Raw genomic sequence first — 16,644 nt, 5'->3', positions numbered from 1 at the left:
TCCTTCCGGGTCACCTTGCCATGCTGGAAGGTACAGAAGTCGCAGCCTCTGACGCAGACCCTATCTCCGGCCGGTGTTGTACCTGTCAGAAGCCATCTGGACATGCAGGTGTTTCCGCACGCGAAGTTGTTGGTTCGAGAAAGCGGGCCGGAAATTGGAACATCAGCGTGCGTCGGCGCCGGGTCCTTGGAAGCCCGGCGGCGGCACGGCATCGTTGGCATCGGGATCGCGCCCCTGCATGCGGTCCAGCTTTCGCATGATTGGGGTAACCGACAATCCGTGCATTATAATGGACAGTAGCACCACCAGCCCGACGATCGCCCAAAGACGCGACGCGTGTTGGAGGTCATCCATATGGTTCAGACCATAAGCCAAATAATAGAATGAGCCGATGCCCCTGATACCGAAAAAGGCAATGGTCAGCCGTTCGTGCCAGGACGCGTTGAACCCTGCCAGTCCGATCAGTCCGGTAAGCGGACGGATCACCAGAAGGATCACCACCGCAGCTGCGATATCCATAGATTCGAGGGATGATAGTAGCCCGTGAACCAAAGCGCCGCCGAACAAGAGCAGCAGCACCATCATGGAAATCCGTTCTATTTGCTCGGTCAGGTCGTGCATCGACTTGTGGAAGTCGTGGTCCCGATGGGCCTGCCGGAAGGTGAGCGCCGTGACGAAGACCGACAAGAAACCGTACGAGTGGATTATCTCGGTAAATCCATAAGACACAAATGTGGCCGATAAGGCGATCAGTCCGTCACCAGTCCTGGCCAACTTGGTTTCTGCTGGAATGTGGAACGTGATCCAACCGAACAGCCGTCCGACCAGATAGCCGCCCAGGATACCAACCCCGATCTCCCACAGGACATTATAAGTCAGCCACTCGAAGGCCCACGGTTCCTGCGTGACGGACGCAGCTGCCAGCGCAATCGCCAGATGAACGAAGGGGAAGGCTGCCCCGTCGTTCACGCCGGCTTCCGAGGTCAAAGCAAAACGCACCTCGTCTTCCTCGCCCGTCTTTGGCGGTCCGACCTGCACGTCAGATGCAAGGACAGGATCCGTCGGCGCGAGAACAGCGCCGAGCAACAGCGCCATCGCCCAGGGGAGGGCCAGCCAGGTGCCCGCCAGCAATGCGATCAGAGCAATGCCAAGCGGCAACGTTAGAAAAATCAAGCGCCAGGTGATCATCCACGATCGCAGGCCGAGCACGCGGTCGATCTTGAGGCCCGCGCCCATCAAGGCGATGATGACCACTGTCCGTCGTCGAATGATTTGGAACAGGCGGCCTGATGTTGGTCTGGAGGGCTTTGGCTCTGTGGGTTGAGGTTATGCTGCGTGGCGCTGATGGTTCAAGCGCCGGTTCTGGATGGTCAGTGGTCGAACTCGTCGGCGATCATCATCTTCATCTCGAGGTCAAGGCCGCAGGTCGGATCGCCAAGGCAGTGCTGGAGTTCCTGGAACGGCATGGCTTTAGGTGACGCAGAGGAGGCCTCGTGGGGATGGTCGACGTACCAAGGCGAGGGCCGTTGAACCTCTCAAGCCACAGCGGCCAGGTGTCAACTTCGAGGGTGAGATTGCCCGCAATCTTCTTCCCTCCGCCATCTTGAGATGCTCTGATGCCATGGTCAGCGTCAAAGATGCGACGGCCACGTGCGGTAGAGCCGGTCCTGACGGCGGCGATCCTTGAAGGTCGTGGAAGCACCACGTGCGGTTTTCATGGAGCAGATCGAGGTTGACCGTCCCGGTGACTGTCATCTCCACATTGGTTTTCGCTTCCACGATGAATACCTGCCGGATTGTCCCAGGCCCTGTCGCACGGTCCCAGGATCGAACTGCGCCCCCATCCGTCGGGAATGGCGCGCCGGGCTGTCCGCCAAGGCAGCAATGAAAATCTTTTTCTAAAGCACCTGTTGTTCACTCCCAATCCTGCCGAGTGGAAAAGGTCGGAAGGCTCCAGGAACGCCAGATGGCCAGAAAGCGCAAAATCAGACCGGCGGTGAAGCTGATGGCAGTGGCAAGGTCGGTGCCGATCCCCCATGCCTCCAAGCTGAGGAATAGGATGCAGACGGCCAAGGCTACACTTGCATACAGTTCACGCTGAAATACCACGGGAACCTAACCGCACAGGATGTCGCGCAGGATCCCGCCGCAAATTCCTGTAATCATACCCGACATGATCACGACGACCGTCGGATAGTCCATGTCCATCGCTACGCTGCAACCAATCAATGAAAACGCAACAAGCCCCATGGCATCAAGTACAAGAAAAAGGCGTTTCAACCGACCCACAAGCGGCGCAATGAGGATAGTCAGCAATCCGGCTGAAATGACGATGTAGACATACTCTGGTTTTTGGGTCCAGCCGATGGGAAAGCGGCCTAGGATCAGGTCACGAATGGTGCCGCCGCCAAGCGCCGTGACAAAGGCGATGACCGCTACCCCGAAGATGTCCATGTTGCGCCGCCCCGCTGCAAGCGCACCGGACATCGCCTCCGCAGTGATCGCAACAAGGTAGATGACGAACAATACCGACTCTGAAGGGGGCAGCGGGTACATGACAAAAGCTCCCAGCACGGTCGGTGAATACAGGTCGCGGTTTTCAGCAACCTTTTCCTAGCACATAGATCGGCAGGTCAGGATACCTTGGAGCAACCTGCAGCGTCAAAGATGCGACGGCCACGTACGGTAGAGCCGGGCCTGACGGCGGCGATCCTTGAACGTCGTGGCAGCACCGCTCACGCGGTTCTCGTAGAGCAGATCGAGATTGACCGTTCCGGTGACTGCCATTTCCACGTTGGTCTCTGCCTCCGCGATAATGCCTGCGGGGTTGTTCCAATCCATGTCGGACCGACCCAGGATCGAGCTGCGCGCCCATCCGTTAGGCAACGGCGGGCCGGGTTGTCCGCCAAGGCAGCAATGGACCTGGTACACCTGGTTTTCGATACAGCGTGATTGTGCGCAATGCCTCACACGCCAAAAGCCCTGTTCGGTAAAGGTGGCTGACGACGTTAGGATAATCTCGACACCCTGTTCGGCAAGCGAGGCAGAGCATTCAGGGATCTCGGCTTTGTAGCAGATGTTGAAACCTACCTTTGCAAAGGGCAACTGGAAGGCTTCCATCCTGTCGCCCTCAGAGGTCGACTAATTCGCCTCGGCCGGGAAAATGTGGGTCTTTGAATGCCTGTAATGCTCTCCATCAGGCCCGAAGAGCTCTCCATCAGGCCCGAAGAGATGGGCGACATTCTCGTATCGTTCCCCCGAGACCTCTTCCAGATGCGAATCCGAACAACGTAGTATCCGGCGTCTCTTGATTAGCGGCGCGATAGCGGTGATGTGCTGGGCGAACCCTAGTGCGCAGGCTACTACAGAAGTTTCTGATAGAAAGCTCAAGGCATCGCGCGTTCCTGCAGGGCGGAAACTCTCCCTGATAGCGCGGGTTCATCCACGCTCGCCCCAAAGAGCTGGCCTCGCTCGGCGACAAGCACACAAGCAACAGCGAGCGCGCCAAGTACAAGGTATCCTGCTGCGGTGGGGACGACTGTTCCGTTGAACTGCTGACCCACGAAGCCGCCCATCAATGCGCCTCCAACGGTCTGGATGAAGCCAAACACGGATGCGGCGGTGCCTGCCACGGCACCAAGGGGCTGGAGGGACAGGGTGTTCATGTTGGAGGCAGCCCAGCCAAACATGAACATGATCGCCGAAAGCAGTGCCAGGAACAACCACAGGGGCGGCTGCCCGTCGAGACTGACGAGAAGGAGCACTCCGCTCAGCGCAGTGAAGGTTATGATGGCAAAGTGCGACATCCTCCGCATCCCAAAGCGCCTGACGATCCTTGAGTTCAGAAAGGACGACACGGCCATGAGGCCTGCGACAAGGGCAAAGGCCGCAGGGAACCACGCGCCCAGCCCGTAGATGTCGACGTAAATCTGTTGCGCCGTACTGATGAAGCCGAATAGGGCGCCGAAAAGGCAGGTGCCGGCCAGGGCGTACCAGAAGGCCAGGCGGTTCGACACCACGATGCGGAACCCTCCGAAGACTGTCTCGGCCGTGAGCGGACGACGGCGTTCCGCTTCGAGCGTCTCTGGCAGGCGCAGGAAGGCCCAGGTCCCGAAAGCGATCGCCAGACCTCCCATGAAGACGAAGATGCTTTGCCATGGGCTCACCAGAAGCAGCACCCCGCCGATAGAGGGGGCGATCACAGGGATTACCATGAAGACCATAAAGACGAGCGACATGACCTCGGCCATGGCGCGTCCTTCAAAGCAGTCGCGCACCACGGCGGTGGCTATGACCCGGGTGGCGCTGGCGCCGAGGCCCTGGACAAAGCGCATGGCCAAGAGGAAGGCGAAGCTCGGTGCCCATGCCGCGGCAAGGATGGCTACGACATAGATCCCGATGCCTAGAAGGAGCGGCGCGCGTCGGCCAAAACGATCCGATAGCGGCCCAACAGCCAACTGGCCCAAGCCAAAACCTATCATGTAGACGGATATGACGAACTGCCGCTGGTTCTCCTCGGCGATACCAAGGGCCTCTCCCATATGCGGCAATGCCGGCAGCATCACGTCGATGGCCAAGGCATTCAGCGACATGATCGCAGCGATCAGTGCAATGAATTCAGAACGCGCCAGCACCCGCGCAATAGACTTGCTCATGAGGGATCCCGGAACTGTAAGCTGATGCATAAAGAAGCGGACTCGGGTCGAGTTCAGCAACGTCAGCCAGAATGAAGAAGGCCTTTTTAGCCACGTCTCATCTCGCTTCAAGGGGAAACTCCTCCAAAGTCGTGATGAGGCAGCGTCTCATTGTTCGTCCGGTTAGTTGCTTCCCACCCTGGAGGACTTTCCGCACCTGCAAGAAAGGTGTTGCGGATGAAGTATTCCGAAGCCCCTGCAGCATTGGACAGGGCTGTGCTTGCGGCCGAGAACTCTGCACAACGGCAGGTGGGACGCGCACTCGTGGTGGCCGGGGCGAAGGGCTTGGTCATGAAGCATTCTGCGATCCGCCGTTCCCGGATGCGGCAGCTATTCGCCGGTTTGGCCGACCTCCAGGCCGCATTGCCCTGCTCGTCCATTTCCGCAACTGGCGGGCGCAGCAGGTGACACGCTGATGGGGGCACTTGTCGCTGCGTCGAACGGTTGTGACCGCCGCCACCTGTGCTAACGTGATCAGGAAGTTGTGATAACAGGGACAAAGATCATGAAATTCACATCGCTTTTTGCGGCGTGTGCCCTTGCCGCCACGCTGGGCCAGAATGCCATCGCCCAGGAAATGTCGTTCTTCCGCATCGGGACGGGCGGAACCGCAGGCACTTATTATCCGATCGGCGGGCTGATCGCGAACGCGATCTCCAACCCGCCGGGCTCTCGCCCCTGCGATGATGGCGGATCCTGCGGCGTGCCGGGCTTGGTTGCGACAGCAGTCGCGTCCAACGGCTCGGTCGGCAACGTCAACGCCATCAGCGGCGGCGCGATGGAGGCGGGCTTTACCCAGTCTGACGTGGCCTATTGGGCGCAGACCGGCACGGGGCTTTGGGAGGGCCAGCCCGCCGTCGACAAGCTGCGGCTGATCGCGAACCTTTATCCCGAAAGCATCCACTTGGTCTCGCGCGCCGATGCGGGGATCGACTCCGTGGCGGATCTGAAGGGCAAGCGCGTGTCGCTGGATGAACCGGGCTCAGGCACGCTGGTCGATGCCAAGATCATCCTGGAAGCCTATGGCCTGTCGGAAGCCGACATCACCCCTGAATACCTCAAGCCTGACCAGGCGGCCGACCGGATGCGCGACGGTGCTATGGACGCATTCTTCTTTGTAGGGGGCTTCCCCGCGGGCGCGATCGCGGAACTGGCCAGCCAGCATGACGTGAAAATGGTCCCCATCGTTGGTCCCGAGGTCGACAAGCTTCTGGAAACCTACAACTTCTTTGCAACCGACAATCTTCCGGCCGGAACTTATGAAGGCCAGGAAGGCGATGTTGCAACGATCTCGGTCGGCGCGCAGCTTGTCACCTCGGCCGATCAGCCCGAAGAGCTGATCTACGGCATCACCCAGGCGCTGTATAACGAGAACACGCAGAAGCTATTCGCGGCCGGCCATGCCAAGGGCAAGCAGATCACGTTGGATAGCGCGACACAGGGGGCGGGCATCCCGTTCCACCCGGGCGCCGAACGGTTCTACAAGGAAGCAGGCAAGCTTCAGTAAGCAAGGGTCCGATCCGGTTTGAAGGACGCGGGCCACAGGTCCGCGTCCTTTTCCGTTCCCCGAAACGCAGGAATGACGAATGAACGAAACTGCACGCCAACTGTCCGACGCCGAATTGCGCGCGATCGAGGAGGAATACGACCCCGAGGCCCGGTTCCGCACGGTCCTCCGCCCGGTCGCGATCCTGACAGGAGTGATCCTGTTCCTGCTGTCGGTGTATCACTTCTATACCGCAGGCTTCGGGATCCCGCGCGCCACGACCCATCGCGGGCTGCACATGGGCGTGTCGCTGTTCGTGATCTTTCTCAGCTTCGCAGCCTTCAACAGCGGGCGCCACAAGACCACCGGCCTTGCCATCCTGGGCATTCCGGTCGTGGACTGGTTCCTGGCCATCGCCGGGGCGGTCAGCTCCTTTTACGTGCCTTGGATCTATGACCAGCTTGCCTTCCGCGTCGGCAACCCGATGACGCTGGACATCGTCATGGGCACGCTGCTGCTGGTCACCCTGATGGAGGCAGTGCGCCGGTCGATGGGCTGGCCCCTGCCGGTGATCGCGTTGCTGTTCATCGCCTATGCCTATTGGGGTCGGTCGATGCCCGGCATCCTGGTCCACCCGGGCGCCGACTGGAACACGATCATCAACCACCTGTACCTGACCTCGCAGGGGATTTATGGCACTGCGCTTGGCGTGATCGCGACCTATGTGTTCCACTTCGTCCTGTTCGGCGTCATGGCACAGAAGATCGGCCTCGGACAGTTGTTCATCGACCTGGCCACCGCGCTGACGGGCCGCTTCGCGGGCGGGCCTGCCAAGGTGTCGGTTGTGTCTTCGGCCATGCTGGGCACGATCTCGGGCTCGTCCATTGCCAACACAGTGACGACAGGCGCGCTGACCATTCCGGCGATGATCAAGATCGGCTTCAAGCGTCACTTCGCGGCCGCGGTCGAGGCAGCGTCTTCCACAGGTGGGCAGATCACGCCGCCGGTCATGGGGGCGGTGGCCTTCCTGATGGTGGAATACCTGGGCATCCCGCTGCGCACGATCCTGATCGCGGCGATCGTGCCCGCCTTCATGCATTTCTTCGGCGTGCTGGTTCAGGTTCACCTTGAAGCCAAGCGCCTGGGCATTCGCGGCCTGACCAAGGAAGAAATGCCCAAGGCCGGCAAGGTGCTGCGCGAAGGCTGGCTGTCGATGGCGCCGCTGATCCTGCTGGTCTGGATGCTGATGTCGGGCCGAACCCCCTTCCTGTCCGCTTTCTGGGCGATCGCCGCCTGCATGGCCGTATATCTGATCCAGCGGGTCATGGCTTCAGGGGTGGTGGGCGGCATCAAGGAAACCGCCGCCGGCATCTTCGAGGGCTTCGTATCCGGCGCGCGCCAGTCGTTGTCGGTGACCGCCGCGGCGGCCCTTGTGGGCGTCGTTATCGGCATCGTTACCCTCACTGGCGTAGGCTTCAAGATCGCCTTCATGGTGACCTCGGTCGCGGCCAATGCGGCGGGTGATTTCCACGCCTTCCTGGGCTTCCTGCCGTTCGAACCCTTCGGCATCGACACCCTGACGCTGCTGTTCACGCTGGTGATGACCGCCGTGGTCTGCATCCTGATGGGCTGCGGCGTGCCCACGACCGCAAACTATATCATCATGGTCGCCGTGGCCGCGCCGGTGCTGGGGATGATGAACGTGGAACCGCTGGTCGCGCACTTCTTCGTCTTCTACTTCGGGGTGCTGGCCGATGTGACGCCGCCCGTGGCGCTTGCCGCCTATGCAGCCGCGGGGATCGCAGGGGCCAACGGCTTCAAGGCGGGCAACACCGCCTTCCGGCTGTCGATGGGCAAGGCCTTGGTGCCCTTCGTCTTTGTCTTCTCGCCGTCGTTGCTGATCGTGACCCAGGGCTTCACGCTGCCCGATTTCCTGCTGGCCTTCACCGGCGCGGTCTTGGGCATCGTCGCGCTGTCAGTGGCGATCACCAACTGGCTGCTTGGCCCGTTGTGGGTGATCGAGCGGATCGTGCTGGTCCTGGCCGCGCTGCTGCTGATCGCGCCCGAGCCGGTATCGACTGCGATCGGCTTCGCGATCCTGGCCGCAGTTACGGCGCGGCAATACCTGGGCACACGCAGCGCACCCGCAGCATCGTCCCGCTGAAGAAAACGCTGCTGGCGGGCGACGGCGTCTGCCAGCGGAATGTCAGACCGGCGCGACGGTGGCGCGCGCCCTTTCCATAGCACCCGTTAGGCGCGGGAGCAGGCAGCACTCCGGTGGTAACGGGAGTGTGCAAGGAAGGGGAAGACGAGGCGTTTGATCCGCCAAGAAACGGCATTCGGTTCGCCGATCGGATCCACGTGGATCAGATTGGAGAGGACATACGGACCTATCCCGGTTTCGTCCCGGCCTTCTGAGAACGATGCTCGCTAGGGAGGAGGCTGGATATGGCAGGGATACGCAACTGTGAATTCAGGCGAGAGGCAGTTCGCATTGCGCTTATCAGCGGTCTCGCAGGACATCAGGTGGAATTGGATCCTGGGGCTGGTCTTTCAACGATTGGAATATGGATCCTGGTGATTTCCGAGGTGAAGGAAGTTCTGAACGGGAAGCCGATCTTCTCGGGAAAATTGGACGGCTGCGAAGAAACCCGGATACTCCGGCGTAAGCAGCGAAACTGCGGCCAGACCGTCAAGCGCCCCAACGACAGCGGGCGCCCAACTGCTATACTCGGAGTCCTGCGGCAGCCGAATTTGGTGACTTGACGGCTGGGTTTGGAACGATTCAGCTACGCCTATGATCCGCCCCGGCTTTCTTTCCTCAGCAGACCGCCTCGAGCTTGAGGCGTGATCCCGAGATGATCCAAAACCTCAGGCGCGGCTGACAGGTCATTCAGGGCGCCCAAATGCTCCTGGAAATCTTCGAGGGCCGTGCCAAACTGCTTTCGCCGCTTGCGGAGTTCGTCCGTGTCGAACAAGGACGTGAAGAACTCCGAGGCGTAGCGCAGCTTCTTGGCGTCCTTGCGGAGTTCATGGCGTGCCTCCTCCTCAAGGGTGATCAGCCCGCGGCCCGCTTTCTTGATCTTGCGGCGATAGCGCGACAAAGCCGATGAAGCAAAGTCCCGCGCCGGCATGCTGCGAACCATCTCCCCATCAGGGTCCGTCAACCAAGGGCCGCCATGCAGCCATTCAGCCAAGTCCAGCATCAGCCTTCGGGTGCGGTCAGAACCCAGGGCTTCCGACACACGGTCGTAGGCAGCCTCACGACCTTTCCGGATCTGCTCAAACAGGGGACTCTCTGCCGCGCGTTCCAACAGCACGTCGAGATCGCGCGCATGTCCCAGTTCGCGGGCAAGCCAGCGCAGTTCCTCGCGGAGGGCTGCCCCATTCTCACCAAGCATAGGCTGGTAGATCGAGAAGGCCGAGCGAAGCCGCCGCAACGCGACCCGTGCCTGATGCAGGGGTTCAGAAGCACGCGTGACGAGAACAAGGTCCTCGTTCAGCCGAAACTGCCGGATGCAAGACAAAGCAATAGACTGGAAGGCTTGCGCGGCACTCAGGCTTCCGTCAAGCGCAACCGCCTCGGCTTTGTGCGATACTCGCGCAGCTTCAAGAAGCCGGTAGCCCCGATCTGACTTCGTCAGGATGCCGAGCTTGACCGGAGCGATGCTGTTCAGCCGCTGTGCCAAGCGGAAGAGCGCTTCGGGTGGCCCCGATTTTAACTCCAGCTCGCATTCGCTGACCGGGGTCGATCGGTCGGCCGCGCTCACCGCACCCCGGTCGATCACCAGCTCGATGCGAGCTTCCTCCTCATCCAGCATCCATGTCCGGCGTGTCGCCCTCACCGTGAAGACCGGGACGATCCTCTGCGCCCTGGTTCCCAGGAGGGCAGGGAGGAGCGTGTCGTCGAGGTCAGGCAAGGCGCTGTCGAGGAACTTCTCCTGTTCCGGGCGGGCAAACAGGCCCGCAGCACTGCCGTTGCCCTGCTTGACAGTCTGGACGCGCTTGCCTTTGGCTTGGCGGATGCGCAGCGACACACCCGCTGCAGCGAGAGCACGATCGGGCGTATCGAAATAGATCGAGGTCTGCTCAATCCCCTTGGGTGAGCCCGGTAGCAGATCTGTCGCTTCAAGCGTCTTGGCTGCGGCTTCCGACAGTTCCAGCTTCAGCTCAATCTCGTCCATGATTCCGTTCCTTCCGGCAGCACATCCCTCCCGGGAAATCCGCATCATTTCCCAATGCATGACATGATGCAGGCTTGGCCCTGGCAGGAGTCCGCAAAATCCTGGGACGCAACGACCATGCAGGGTTGCGGTTGCGTGACAGGATGAACTTCGTTAGCCGCCAGGTCGTTTGTTGTATAGAGGCGCAGACGCAATTCTGCAGCCTTGTGACGCCGCATTCCGGCCGGGCGACCCCCGCCTGTAGGGTAGTCCGAGCGCATCCCAAAAGCGGGCGCTCAGGGGTGCAAGATATTCGCCGTTTGCTGGACTTTGCCTTCATGGGCAGCCATTGTGCATGGCCCAGAAGCCCCCTGACCGCTACGGGAGCCAAAGGACTAGCTGACAATATCGCCCACTGGTGGACCAGGTGCCTGGTGATGGAACCATCCTCATGCCGACGACCGTTAGTTCTTCAGCTTCATTGTCTGAGGAACAGCCCAATGCCGTATTTCAGCGTCACCACTAACCCCTTTGAATGGACCATCGGCGTCTTTCCGATCACTGACGACCGCGGGAATGTAACCGCGCGCCGCTGCTGCTTCGGACCTTACGTAGCGACATGGTATTGACAGCGTTGCCGGGCATGTCGCGCAGCGGATAGCCCCGCCCGCATCATGCAGCCGATTACCAGTCTTCAAACCGCTTGGTCAGAGACCCTTTATCGGCCTTCACGTTGACGATCAGTTCCTTGCTACTTTGGTGGACTACGCGAACATCAAAGGTATGGTCTTTCTTCGCGGTGATCCCACCGAGCCGCCACGGCGGGTTCTCAAAGATCGTCATGGCTTTTGTTCGAGAATCAGTAAGGACAACACGCTTCATGGTGCGTGAAGCGTTATCCGGCCGGACTTTGGTGGCAACCGGATAATCTGACGACAGGAGACCCCATGGTGGCGATGATTAAGTCCCTCGCTGTCATCACCCTGAAGCACGCTACCTGAGCTATGGCCTACTATCAGCAGCACGGTCTTTGCTGACGGCGTTGCAGGCTTCAAAGCCTCGTGTGGTGGGTCTACGGACCAGCTAAACAGTCTGGTAATCGGCGCAACTTCTGCAGGGTGAAGCGTTCTTGGACAATGCAGACTCGACCCAACAGGCGATCCGCTTTTGCGGCACCCGTTTCGCGACATTCTGAGCCAGCCACTTGTCAGGCATCGGGATGACCGTGTCGCCCAGCATCGCTGCCATGATCTGCGCCGCATTTGAGGGCGTGCAGCAGATGTCCGAGGCGGTCTTCACGGCAGCCGTGGTGTTGACGTAGCTGAGCACTGGCGCGTCGGAATAGCGCTGCTGAAGGATCGGCGGCAGGTCAACTGAACATCATGATCAGCTTGGATTTCCAGCAGCCGTTGGCAACATTGCGAGATCGTGCCACGTTGCAACACAGCGTATCGAACCGCTGGCGATCTGATCCTCTCGTGACGACAGAAGATGCCAGCCAAACAACACGAGGACCTCTGATGAGTGAAGAACGCACACGACGTATCCAGGACCGGGCGCACGCCTTGTGGGAGCAAGAAGGTCATCCTCATGGGCGGGATGCGCAGCATTGGTCGCAGGCCGAGCGCGAGATCGCCGCGGAGGACGACGCTCAGGCATCCGGAATGAGCGGCCCCACTACTGAACGCCGCGCGCGCAAGCCGAAGCCTGTGCCAGGAGAGGCCGAGAAGGCGCCAAAGGCGAGGCAGGGACGCGCAGCAAACGCGAAAACTGAGGCTGCGGACGCAGCGACTCCCAAGACCAGGGGCCGCAAGCCAAAAGCTTTGGCGGAAGATGGCGCGGAGGCGCCAAAAGCAACACGAGCGCGGAAAGCAAAGGCTGATCCTCAAGAAGCGACAGCCAGTTCAACAACAGCCAGAGGTCGCAAGTCCAAAGCCGCTGTTGCGGAAGAGACCACTGATCCAGGAGCGGAACTGGCGCAAGAGCCTTCTGTGGTCGCCGAAGCCCCAGACAAGGCAGAATGAGGGGCTGATTTCCATCAGGCATTCCTGCGGGGGTCTTCAGCTTTGCCATGTGCCGGGATATCCCGCTGCCCGCAACGGATCGGGAGGCCCTATCAAATCGGGGGCTAAAGCCTGTGGTCACGGTAACCGCGTGGGCCCACCTCAACTGGTTGAAGCCGCCGTCATGCAGCACCGCCTGCTTTTCGACCAGCTGCAGCCCGCGCGGGAAGAGGTAAGCTTTCTTGGACGTGGCGCCTTGGAGTTCTAAGTTCAAATAGTTCCGGCCCATTTCGGTCATTTGACTTCGAACTCCGCCGCAATGCGGCATTCGCCAAAGCGGCGGCACAGGCGCCGCGCAGCGCGACTATCGACACCCATGAATAGGATGAGATGCGAAGTCTCCCGCATCCATCGCAGCGCAAAGTCTTCGATGTCCCCCATTGAGGAGCGATGGCTTCTGCCGCTCCGCCAAGTTTCAGTCAGTACTCATCGTGCAGGCGTACCCAGCTCATGGTGGCGGTCTCGTTGCGTCCCTTTGGTGTCAAGTCGAGCCAGTTGAAGGCACCGATCTGCAACTCGTTGCCGCGATGATAGGTCGAATAAGTGTGGAAGATATCACCGCACTCGTCCTTGGCGAAGATGCTTGTCCCGAACATGTCCGGACTGTTTCGGATGACTGTCCCGTAATTGTAGATGGCGCGGCCGGCCTCGCGATCCTCGGGCGTGAAAGACACTGCGAAATCGAAGTTGAAACTGTTGCGTGCGGAGGACAGCCAGGGAAAGGTCCAACCCATCCGCGTCTTGACCGCCTGGATCTGCGCGACAGGGACCCGCGAGATTGCGGCGAAGGAGAGATCGGCTTGCTCAAAATGCTGCCGCGCTGCGTCCACGTGATCGGCAATGAAGGAGCAGCCCGAGCAGATATTGTCCGACCCCGGTGTCAGCATAAAATGGTAGATGGCCAGTTGGCTGCGACCCTCGAACAGGTCGCCAAGCGTTCGCTCACCATTCGGACCGTCGAAGATGTAGGTCTTGTCGAGCCGGACCCAGGGAAGCTGGCGCCGCTGCGCGCGCAACGCATCCAGTTCGTGGGTCATGGCGCGCTCGCGGGCCAGCAGGGACTTGCGGGCGTCGAGCCATTCTTCGCGCGATACGATGGGGGGTGTCATGGGTTATTCTCCGTGAAGCTGGAATTGCGAGGGGAGCCCGCCAGGCGGGCAATCAGCCGAAACCAAGGCGGCAGGTGAAAAAAAACACATCAAGAGATACATCCCGGTCATGCCACTCATCGGCGAGGCGCCGGGTGCCGAGAGACAGAGACCTCCTCCGTCCAGCACAGTTATCGCCGCCATCACCGCAAAGCTCGGCGATGCGGCCAGGGAGAACCATCCAGCGTAATCCTTCCCCATTGTCATGTCCCGCCTCCTCTCTGATGGTAATGGCGCAGCTCGACCCTACGGCGGGTTTCAGGCCGCGGGTGAGTAACAAACATGGCGGGATTGCGATGGATCCAGTGATCGCGGCTGCTGCGCGGGCCCTTGCCTCAGGCAACGCACTGGAGGCCCTGAAGCGGGTGGCCCTGCGAGACGACCTCCATGCCCGCGCGCTGCGTGGGATTGCCATGGCGCAACTGGGCGATTTGTTGCGTGCCCGTGATCTGCTGCGCGACGCCGCCTGCGGCTTCGGTTCCAGCTCACCCCTGACGGTCGCCAGATGCAAATTGGCAATCGCCGAAATCTCGCTGGTGCTGCGTGATCTGGGCGGGCTGATTGAGTTGTTGCAGGAAACGGGAAGCATTCTCGAGGGGCACGGCGACCGGTCCAATCTTGCCCATGCGATCTACCTGCAAGCACGGCTGGCGCTGCTTCTCGGTCGGTTGGGCCAGGCCGAAGACCTTCTGTCCTCGATTGATCCCGCGATGGTGCCGAGCGTGTCGCGCCCGGGCTATTGGCTTGTCGCGGCCGGCATCGCGATGCGGCGGGTCGAGGCCAGCAAAGCCCGTTCCGCCCTGCATCAGGCAGCTCGCGCCGCGCACGTTGCATCAGTTCCGGCATTGCTGGCCGAGGTGGAAAACGCCCGGCAGGCCGCCCAGGCACCGGCGGCCCGGCTGATCATGGAAGGAACGGATCGCAGTCTCGGCCTTGCCGAGGTCGAAAAGGTCCTGGCTTCGGAGAGACTGGTGGTCGATGCGTGCCGAAACCTGCTGCGCCAAGGGCCGCATAATATAGATCTGCGCGGCCGGCCGGTCCTCTTTGGGCTGCTCCGCACCTTGGCCGAGGCCTGGCCGAATGACGTCCCGCGCGAACATCTGTTGCAGCGCGTTTTTCGTGCCCGGCAGGTGGATGAGTCGCACCGGGCCCGCCTGCGGGTCGAGATTGCGAGGCTGCGCAAGCTGCTCGCCCCCTTGGCCGGAGTTGAGGCGACGCGCCGGGGCTATACCCTGAAGCCGCGAAAAAGCACCCCTGTTGTCCTCGCACCCCCAGTCCAGGGACCAAATGCGAACGTCTTGGCGCTCCTTGCCGATGGCGAAGCCTGGAGCAGTTCGGGCCTCGCTCTGGCGCTGGATGTCAGTCCCCGGACGGTGCAACGCATGCTTGCTGCGCTGAGCCAGTCCGGTAAGGTCGAATGGTTTGGCTATGGCAGATCGCGGCGCTGGATATTCGCGGGGGTCCCGGGTTTCCCGACAGGATTGTTGCTCCCGGTGAACGCCCCTCGGGAATAAAATGGAAGCATGAAACACCAGGCCGAAATCCTCTGTGAATACGGTCCCTTTCCCCAGGCGGATGCAATCCACGGCGTCAGCTTCGATGGCCGGAGCATCTGGGTCGCGACCGGCGATCACTTGCTCGCCATCGATCCCGAAAGCGGCGAAGCTGGACAGGTTCTCGATATGCTTGCCGATGCCGGGACGGCCTTCGACGGCCGCCATCTCTACCAGATCGCGCAATCCCTGATCCGAAAGATCGACCCCGCCGATGGCAGGGTGGTGGCGACGATCCCGGCGCCCGGAGGCGAGCGGGCCTCAGGTCTGGCCTGGTCAGAGGGCTGGCTTTGGGTGGGGCAATATGACGGGCGTGCGATAATCCAGATCGATGCAGAAACCGGTGAGGTTCATCGCGAAATCCGCTCGGACCGCTTTGTCACGGGGGTCAGCTGGGTGGAGGGCGAACTCTGGCATGGCACATGGGAAAAGGGGCAAAGCGAGTTGCGCCAGATCGACCCGCTCAGCGGTGTCGTGCTGGACAGCGTGGAGATGCCCGAGGGGAAAATCATCTCGGGTCTTGAATCCGATGGTGCCGAGAGGTTCTTCTGTGGCGGCGGAGTCAGCGGCAGGTTGCGTGTCGTGCGACGACCGAGGGCGGCGAGATAGCCGCTGGTCCCAGGGGTAGGCTCGGGACGCAAAATCTTGCTCGAACAGCTGGCGCAGGCCGACTCCCCAATGGGCGCGATCCGAACGGCGCAATGGGGCCGCTCTCTGCGCATTATCCGCAAGCCGTGGGCAATGCCCCGAACCAAACGACCCTTGGCGGATTCCTCGAATCCGTGGCTCAGTATCCTGCCGACCCGACACGGAGGGGACATTTGGTCTATCTCAGCGGCGGCCCAGATCTGCCCGTCGGGCTCACCCCATGTTGCGTCGCCACATCCTGCAAAGCTGCCGCTCAATTGTCACCGCAGCGAAGTTCTGGCCCAAGTCGCCGCTCTAATGGAACGGGCTTTCAAGGGCTATCCTTGTGCAAGCCCTTATCCGCGTACGACACCGGCCTGCTGTCATCCAGCGTGATGGCGTCGTAGGGGTGGCAAAACGATTCAGGACAGATAATGCGAACTCATTTTGCTGCTCTTCTCGCTCTTATGGTTGCCACCGGATGCGCGGTCGGTTCTGGTGCAGTGGTGAAGGGCGCCGGGCCAGACGACCTCTTGAAGCTGCGCGAAGGTCCCAGCCTTGACCACAAAATCATAATTGGCCTGCCCGACGGAACGCAACTTACTCGTCAGAACTGCGTGCCGAGTAACGGTAAGGTCTGGTGCAAAGTCTTTCTCACCGACAAGCCCAGTATCTCGGGCTATGTTTCTGCAGACTATCTGGCGCATCGTTGACGCAACATCCGGCCCATGACTGCCGACCTGGGGAGCAACCTGCTGCACTGCAGCTTCTCCAAAGCAGCCGTTCAGGTTTGCTGCAGCGGCTAGATCAGGGTTGGCCGTCGGGGCAGCGATCGGACGAAGCAAACAGCCATAAGTAAACGTGCAGCGATGTCTTTTATACCGCTTCTACTGCAAAACCCGAAAGTTCT

12 protein-coding genes and 2 pseudogenes are annotated in these 16,644 nt (G+C 60.8%); 6 read left to right on the top strand and 8 right to left on the bottom strand.

Going from position 1 to position 16,644, the window contains the following annotated elements; genetic code table 11:
* Positions 1–162 precede the first annotated feature (162 nt).
* The 4 genes and pseudogenes from Q5701_RS21400 to Q5701_RS21385 form a co-directional block, all read right to left on the bottom strand.
* Positions 163–1,254 carry a cation:proton antiporter gene (locus Q5701_RS21400; RefSeq protein ID WP_306752956.1) on the bottom strand — a complete coding sequence of 364 codons (1,092 nt, stop codon included), beginning with the start codon at positions 1,252–1,254 and terminating at the stop codon, positions 163–165.
* Positions 1,255–2,115: 861 nt separating this feature from the next.
* On the bottom strand, positions 2,116–2,556 hold the full coding sequence (locus tag Q5701_RS21395) for a trimeric intracellular cation channel family protein (protein WP_306752955.1): 441 nt from the start codon (positions 2,554–2,556) through the stop codon (positions 2,116–2,118).
* Positions 2,557–2,661: 105 nt separating this feature from the next.
* Positions 2,662–3,123: pseudogene (locus tag Q5701_RS21390) on the bottom strand (nitrilase-related carbon-nitrogen hydrolase); the annotation flags it as partial.
* A gap of 263 nt (positions 3,124–3,386) precedes the next feature.
* Positions 3,387–4,655 (bottom strand): multidrug effflux MFS transporter, encoded by a 1,269-nt coding sequence (locus Q5701_RS21385; RefSeq protein WP_306752953.1) that lies wholly within the window; start codon positions 4,653–4,655, stop codon positions 3,387–3,389.
* Between the two features lie 544 nt (positions 4,656–5,199).
* Between Q5701_RS21385 and Q5701_RS21380 the strand changes: the two genes are divergently transcribed.
* Both Q5701_RS21380 and Q5701_RS21375 read left to right on the top strand, forming a co-directional pair.
* Positions 5,200–6,201: a TAXI family TRAP transporter solute-binding subunit gene (locus Q5701_RS21380; protein ID WP_306752952.1), complete on the top strand. Its 1,002-nt coding sequence runs from the start codon at positions 5,200–5,202 to the stop codon at positions 6,199–6,201.
* 79 nt (positions 6,202–6,280) lie between these two features.
* Positions 6,281–8,344, top strand: coding sequence for a TRAP transporter permease (locus tag Q5701_RS21375; RefSeq protein WP_306752951.1), 2,064 nt, complete (start codon positions 6,281–6,283; stop codon positions 8,342–8,344).
* A gap of 631 nt (positions 8,345–8,975) precedes the next feature.
* On the opposite strand, the gene Q5701_RS21365 is transcribed toward Q5701_RS21375, so the two are convergent.
* The 3 genes and pseudogenes from Q5701_RS21365 to nadA form a co-directional block, all read right to left on the bottom strand.
* The gene (locus Q5701_RS21365; protein WP_306752950.1) at positions 8,976–10,364 is read right to left on the bottom strand and encodes a CYTH and CHAD domain-containing protein; all 1,389 of its coding nucleotides are present in this window, start codon (positions 10,362–10,364) and stop codon (positions 8,976–8,978) included.
* 663 nt (positions 10,365–11,027) lie between these two features.
* Positions 11,028–11,225, bottom strand: a complete 198-nt coding sequence (locus Q5701_RS21360; RefSeq protein WP_306752949.1) for a hypothetical protein — start codon at positions 11,223–11,225, stop codon at positions 11,028–11,030.
* A gap of 220 nt (positions 11,226–11,445) precedes the next feature.
* A pseudogene (gene nadA / locus Q5701_RS21355) lies at positions 11,446–11,699 on the bottom strand (quinolinate synthase NadA); the annotation flags it as partial.
* A 26-nt stretch (positions 11,700–11,725) separates the two neighbouring features.
* Between nadA and Q5701_RS21350 the strand changes: the two are divergent.
* On the top strand, positions 11,726–12,367 hold the full coding sequence (locus Q5701_RS21350; protein ID WP_306752948.1) for a DUF2934 domain-containing protein: 642 nt from the start codon (positions 11,726–11,728) through the stop codon (positions 12,365–12,367).
* A 458-nt stretch (positions 12,368–12,825) separates the two neighbouring features.
* Here Q5701_RS21350 and Q5701_RS21345 read toward each other — a convergent pair whose 3' ends face one another.
* Entirely contained in the window at positions 12,826–13,515 is a 690-nt protein-coding gene (locus Q5701_RS21345) for a DUF899 domain-containing protein (RefSeq protein WP_306752947.1), read from the bottom strand.
* A 335-nt stretch (positions 13,516–13,850) separates the two neighbouring features.
* Here Q5701_RS21345 and Q5701_RS21340 point away from each other — a divergent pair, with 335 nt between their 5' ends.
* The 3 genes from Q5701_RS21340 to Q5701_RS21330 all read left to right on the top strand — a co-directional run bounded on the left by Q5701_RS21340 (position 13,851) and on the right by Q5701_RS21330 (position 16,447).
* On the top strand, positions 13,851–15,068 hold the full coding sequence (locus Q5701_RS21340) for a winged helix-turn-helix domain-containing protein (RefSeq protein WP_306752946.1): 1,218 nt from the start codon (positions 13,851–13,853) through the stop codon (positions 15,066–15,068).
* Positions 15,069–15,077: 9 nt separating this feature from the next.
* A complete protein-coding gene (locus Q5701_RS21335; protein ID WP_306752945.1) occupies positions 15,078–15,716 on the top strand; it encodes a Vgb family protein in 639 nt (212 codons plus the stop codon).
* Positions 15,717–16,168: 452 nt separating this feature from the next.
* Complete coding sequence (locus Q5701_RS21330; RefSeq protein WP_306752944.1) at positions 16,169–16,447, top strand: SH3 domain-containing protein; 279 nt, start codon at positions 16,169–16,171, stop codon at positions 16,445–16,447.
* Positions 16,448–16,644: the final 197 nt, after the last annotated feature.

It is taken from the genome of Paracoccus actinidiae (genome assembly GCF_030863885.1).
In the GTDB taxonomy this organism is placed as follows: Bacteria; Pseudomonadota; Alphaproteobacteria; order Rhodobacterales; family Rhodobacteraceae; genus Paracoccus; species Paracoccus everestensis.
Note: the sequence above shows the minus strand (reverse complement) of the source record. Positions and strands in the feature narration are given on the sequence as shown.